The sequence below is a fragment of the Parasphingorhabdus sp. genome, from assembly GCF_036964675.1.
In the GTDB taxonomy this organism is placed as follows: Bacteria; Pseudomonadota; Alphaproteobacteria; order Sphingomonadales; family Sphingomonadaceae; genus Parasphingorhabdus.
In genome coordinates, this window is record NZ_JBALTF010000114.1 from 1 (window position 1) to 4,336 (window position 4,336).

The following is a 4,336-nucleotide window of genomic DNA, read 5'->3' on the forward strand; positions in this document are numbered from 1 at the left end:
CATGGCGTTGCCACCGCGACCGTCTGCGCCCGTTTTGGCCTGCCCTGCACGATCTTCATGGGCGCGACCGATGTCGCGCGCCAGAAACCCAATCTGTTCCGGATGAAATTGCTCGGCGCCGAAGTCGTCCCGGTGACCAGCGGCGCGGCGACGCTGAAAGACGCGATGAACGAGGCGCTGCGCGACTGGGTCGCCAATGTCCACGACACTTTCTACATCATCGGCACCGCCGCTGGTCCCCATCCCTATCCCGAAATGGTCCGCGATTTCCAGAGCGTGATCGGCAAGGAAGCCCGCGCGCAAATGCTCGACCGCGTCGGGCGCCTGCCGGATATGCTGGTTGCAGCGATTGGTGGCGGCTCCAATGCGATTGGCCTGTTCCACCCGTTTCTCGACGATCCGGACGTCAAGATGCTCGGCATCGAAGCAGCGGGCCATGGTCTGAACAAGGAACATGCGGCAAGTCTGGCCGGTGGCGGCCCCGGCATCCTGCACGGCAACAAGACCTATCTGCTGCAGGACGAAGACGGCCAGATCACCGAAGCCCATTCGATCAGCGCCGGCCTCGACTATCCCGGCATCGGTCCCGAGCACAGCTGGCTGAAGGAATCCGGCCGCGTCGACTATGACAGCGCCACCGACACCGAAGCGCTGGATGCGTTCCAATTGCTCTGCCGCACCGAAGGCATCATCCCGGCGCTCGAACCGGCCCATGCGATCGCCGCGGTCACCCGCGAAGCGGTGAAGATGGATCGGGACAAGATCATCCTGGCAAACCTGTGCGGTCGCGGCGACAAGGATATTTTTACTGTCGCCGAGGCTTTGGGGACCGAGATATGAATACCCACACTCGTCATGCTGAACTTGTTTCAGCATCCATCAAGCCACCGCAGAGCCTGTCTCGAGCCCAGAAATGGACCCTAAAACAAGTTCAGGGTGACGAACGCATGGGTTTCATCCAATGACTGATCGCCTCTCACAATCCTTCCCCGCCGACCGCGCAGCGCTCGTCGCCTTCGTCACCGCTGGCGATCCGACCCCTGCCGACACCGGTGCCATCCTTGACGCGCTCGTCGAAGGCGGAGCCGATATTATCGAGCTTGGCATGCCGTTCACCGATCCGATGGCCGATGGCCCTTCGATTCAGGAAGCGGATATCCGCAGTCTGGCGGCGGGCACGAAAACCGCTGACATCTTCAACATGGCGAAGGAATTCCGACAGCGTCATCCGGATACGCCGCTGGTGCTGATGGGCTATGCCAATCCGATGACGATCAGAGGGTCCGAATGGTTCGCCGATGCCTGCGTCGCCGCCGGCGTTGATGCCGTGATCTGCGTCGATATCCCGGTCGAGGAAGACGAAAGTCTCGGCGACGCCCTGCGTGCCAAGGATGTCGCGGTGATCCGCCTCGCCACCCCGACCACCGACGCCGAACGCCTGCCCACCATATTGAACAACGCCAGCGGCTTTCTCTATTATGTTTCCGTCGCCGGGATCACCGGCCAGCAACAGGCGGCACAGGCGAGCATCGAAGAAGCGGTCGCACGGTTGAAAGCGGGCACCGATCTGCCGGTCGCCGTCGGTTTTGGTGTGCGCACGCCCGAACAGGCCGCTGACATCGCCCGCGTCGCCGATGGCGTCGTGGTCGGCTCGGCGATTGTCGAGATTGTCGCCGAATATGGCAAGGATGCCGCGCCGCATGTCAGGGACTATGTAAAGTCGCTTTCCGATGCTATCAGAGTGGCCAGACACGGGTGAATTTGAAAAACCGTTCGCATCGAGCGAAGTCGAGATGCCTGCGCGCAAACAGTCTCTCGGCTGCGCTCGAGACGAACGGAATAAACGATAAGGGTAAATCATGTCCTGGCTAAGCAATGTCCGCAACAAGATCGCTTCGATCACCAAGCGCGAAACGCCCGACAATCTCTGGCACAAGTGCAAGAAATGCGAAGCGATGGTGTTCCTCAAGGAATATGAGGACAATATGCATATCTGCCCGAAATGCGAGCATCATGGCCGCATCGGCCCGATGACCCGCTTTGCCCAGATCATGGACGAGAATAGCTGGAAACTGATCCCCTGGGCCCCGGTGCAGGAAGACCCGCTGAAATTCAAGGACCAGAAGAAATATGCCGACCGGCTGAAAGACGCGCGGATCAAGACCGGCGAACAGGATGCGCTGATCAACGTCAAGGGCACGATCAAGACTATCCCCTGCGTCGTCGGCGTCCAGGATTTTGCCTTCATGGGCGGATCGATGGGACTGGCCGTGGGTCAGGCCTTTGTCGACGGCGCCAGGCGCGCCTTGAAGGACCAATGTCCCTATATCATCTTCACCGCCGCCGGCGGCGCGCGGATGCAGGAAGGCATATTGTCGCTGATGCAAATGCCGAAGACCACGGTCGCGATCTCGATGCTGCGCGAAGAGGGCATACCCTTCATCGTCGTGCTGACCGATCCGACCACCGGCGGCGTCACCGCCAGCTATGCGATGCTCGGCGACGTGCATATTTCCGAGCCCGGCGCGATGATCGGCTTTGCCGGCCAGCGGGTGATCGAAAACACCATTCGGGAAAAATTGCCGGAAGGGTTTCAGACCGCGGAATATCTGCTCGAGCACGGGATGATCGACATGGTCGTACACCGCAAGGAATTGCGCGATACACTGGCCGATATCCTCGGCTATCTCATGGCCTGGAAAGAGGCCGCCTGAACGCGGCCCGATAATGGCAGACGGCGCGAAGTCGGATCATCCGGCGGTTCAGACACAGCTTGATCGGCTTGAAATGCTCTCTCCCGGGCGCGATGTTCTGGGGCTGGAGAGGATATCCGAGCTGCTTGCACGACTCGGCAATCCGCAGGAAAAACTCCCCCCGGTTTTTCACGTCGCCGGCACCAACGGCAAGGGTTCGACCTGCGCTTTTCTGCGCGCCGCGATCGAAGCGGAGGGGCTGAAAGCCCATGTCTATACCAGCCCGCATCTGGTCCGGTTCAACGAACGTATCCGGCTGGCCGGCAAGCTGATCGAGGATGAATATCTCGCCACCCTGCTCGCCCGGGTTCTCGATATCAGCGAGGATATCAACCCCAGTTTCTTCGAGGCGACAACCGCCGCCGCCTTGCTCGCCTTCGCCGAAAACCCCGCCGACGCCTGCATCCTGGAAGTCGGTCTTGGCGGCCGGCTCGATGCGACCAATGTCATCTCCCGCCCGGTCGCCACCGGCATAGCCGCGCTCGGCATCGACCATGAGGGTTTTCTGCTCACCCCCGAAGCGGGCGCGCCAGAGGCTCCGATGGTCCGCATCGCCTGGGAAAAAGCCGGTATCGCGAAAAAGAACAGCCCCTTGCTCACGCAAAAATATGCTGACGACATGCTGCACATAATAGCCGAACATGCGGCCGATATTGGCGCGCAGCATTTTCCGCGCGGCGAGGAATGGGACGCAGCGATTTACGAAGGCCAGCTCCACTACAGGGACGAGGCCGGAAAGCTCAACCTGCCCCTGCCCAAGCTGGTCGGCGCGCATCAGGCGGACAATGCCGCGCTCGCCATCGCGATGCTGCGCCATCAGACTGCCGTCAAAATCTCGGATGCCGCGCTCAAGGCCGCCATGGGCTGGGCGCAATGGCCGGGACGGATGCATTTCCTGATCGCCGGACCGGTCACCCATTTGCTGCCATCCGACGCCGAGGTCTGGGTCGACGGCGGCCATAATGTCAGCGCCGGCCTGGCGCTCGCCAAATATTTCGCGGACTATGGGGCGGGATCAATCGATCTGGTGATCGGAATGCTGTCGAACAAGGATCCGGCCGCGATCATTACGCCGCTGCACGAGAAGCTGGCCAGCGTGACGGTGATTCCGGTGCCGGGCCATGAATCGCACACGCTCGGCGACTATCCGGATGCAGATGCCCCGACAACGGAAGCCAGCGATATCAACGCCGCGCTCCGGTCGCTGGACATGGGGTCGGGCAAGACCGTATTGATTGCCGGCTCGCTGTACCTAGCAGGTGAAGTGCTGAAAGCGAACGAGCAGGTGCCGGACTAGGCGCTGTTCTGCTCTATGCCCAAAACATGTGCCTAATCAGGATGATGTTCCGGCTTCTTTTTCATCCGCATGAACCGAACCAGCCGTGCCCAGCGAGCGATCAACCAGACCATAGCGGATCATCAGCCAGAACATGATAACGCCGGGCAACGCCGCTACGGTGGTCAGCAGATAGAAATTCACATAGCCCATGCCCTCGATCAGCGAACCCGCGGTTGTCCCGGTCAGGAACCGACCCAATATGCTGGCCGCTGCCGACAACAGCGCGAATTGGGTTCCGGTAAAC

At 60.8% G+C, this 4,336-nt stretch carries 4 protein-coding genes and 1 pseudogene; 4 read left to right on the plus strand and 1 reads right to left on the minus strand.

The genetic code is table 11. The features are described 5' to 3' along the window. From trpB to V7665_RS13165, 4 genes are all read left to right on the plus strand, one after another. Positions 1-840, plus strand: an 840-nt coding sequence (gene trpB, locus V7665_RS13150) for a tryptophan synthase subunit beta (RefSeq protein WP_335664990.1), incomplete at its 5' end; no start/stop codon positions are given. Between the two features lie 121 nt (positions 841-961). Further along, on the plus strand, positions 962-1,759 hold the full coding sequence (gene trpA / locus V7665_RS13155; protein ID WP_335664991.1) for a tryptophan synthase subunit alpha: 798 nt from the start codon (positions 962-964) through the stop codon (positions 1,757-1,759). A gap of 100 nt (positions 1,760-1,859) precedes the next feature. Next, positions 1,860-2,714: an acetyl-CoA carboxylase, carboxyltransferase subunit beta gene (gene accD, locus V7665_RS13160; RefSeq protein WP_335664992.1), complete on the plus strand. Its 855-nt coding sequence runs from the start codon at positions 1,860-1,862 to the stop codon at positions 2,712-2,714. Between the two features lie 13 nt (positions 2,715-2,727). Beyond that, positions 2,728-4,050, plus strand: a complete 1,323-nt coding sequence (locus V7665_RS13165; protein ID WP_335664993.1) for a bifunctional folylpolyglutamate synthase/dihydrofolate synthase — start codon at positions 2,728-2,730, stop codon at positions 4,048-4,050. A gap of 36 nt (positions 4,051-4,086) precedes the next feature. Here the strand turns inward: V7665_RS13165 and V7665_RS13170 are convergent. Then, positions 4,087-4,336: pseudogene (locus tag V7665_RS13170) on the minus strand (MFS transporter); the annotation flags it as partial.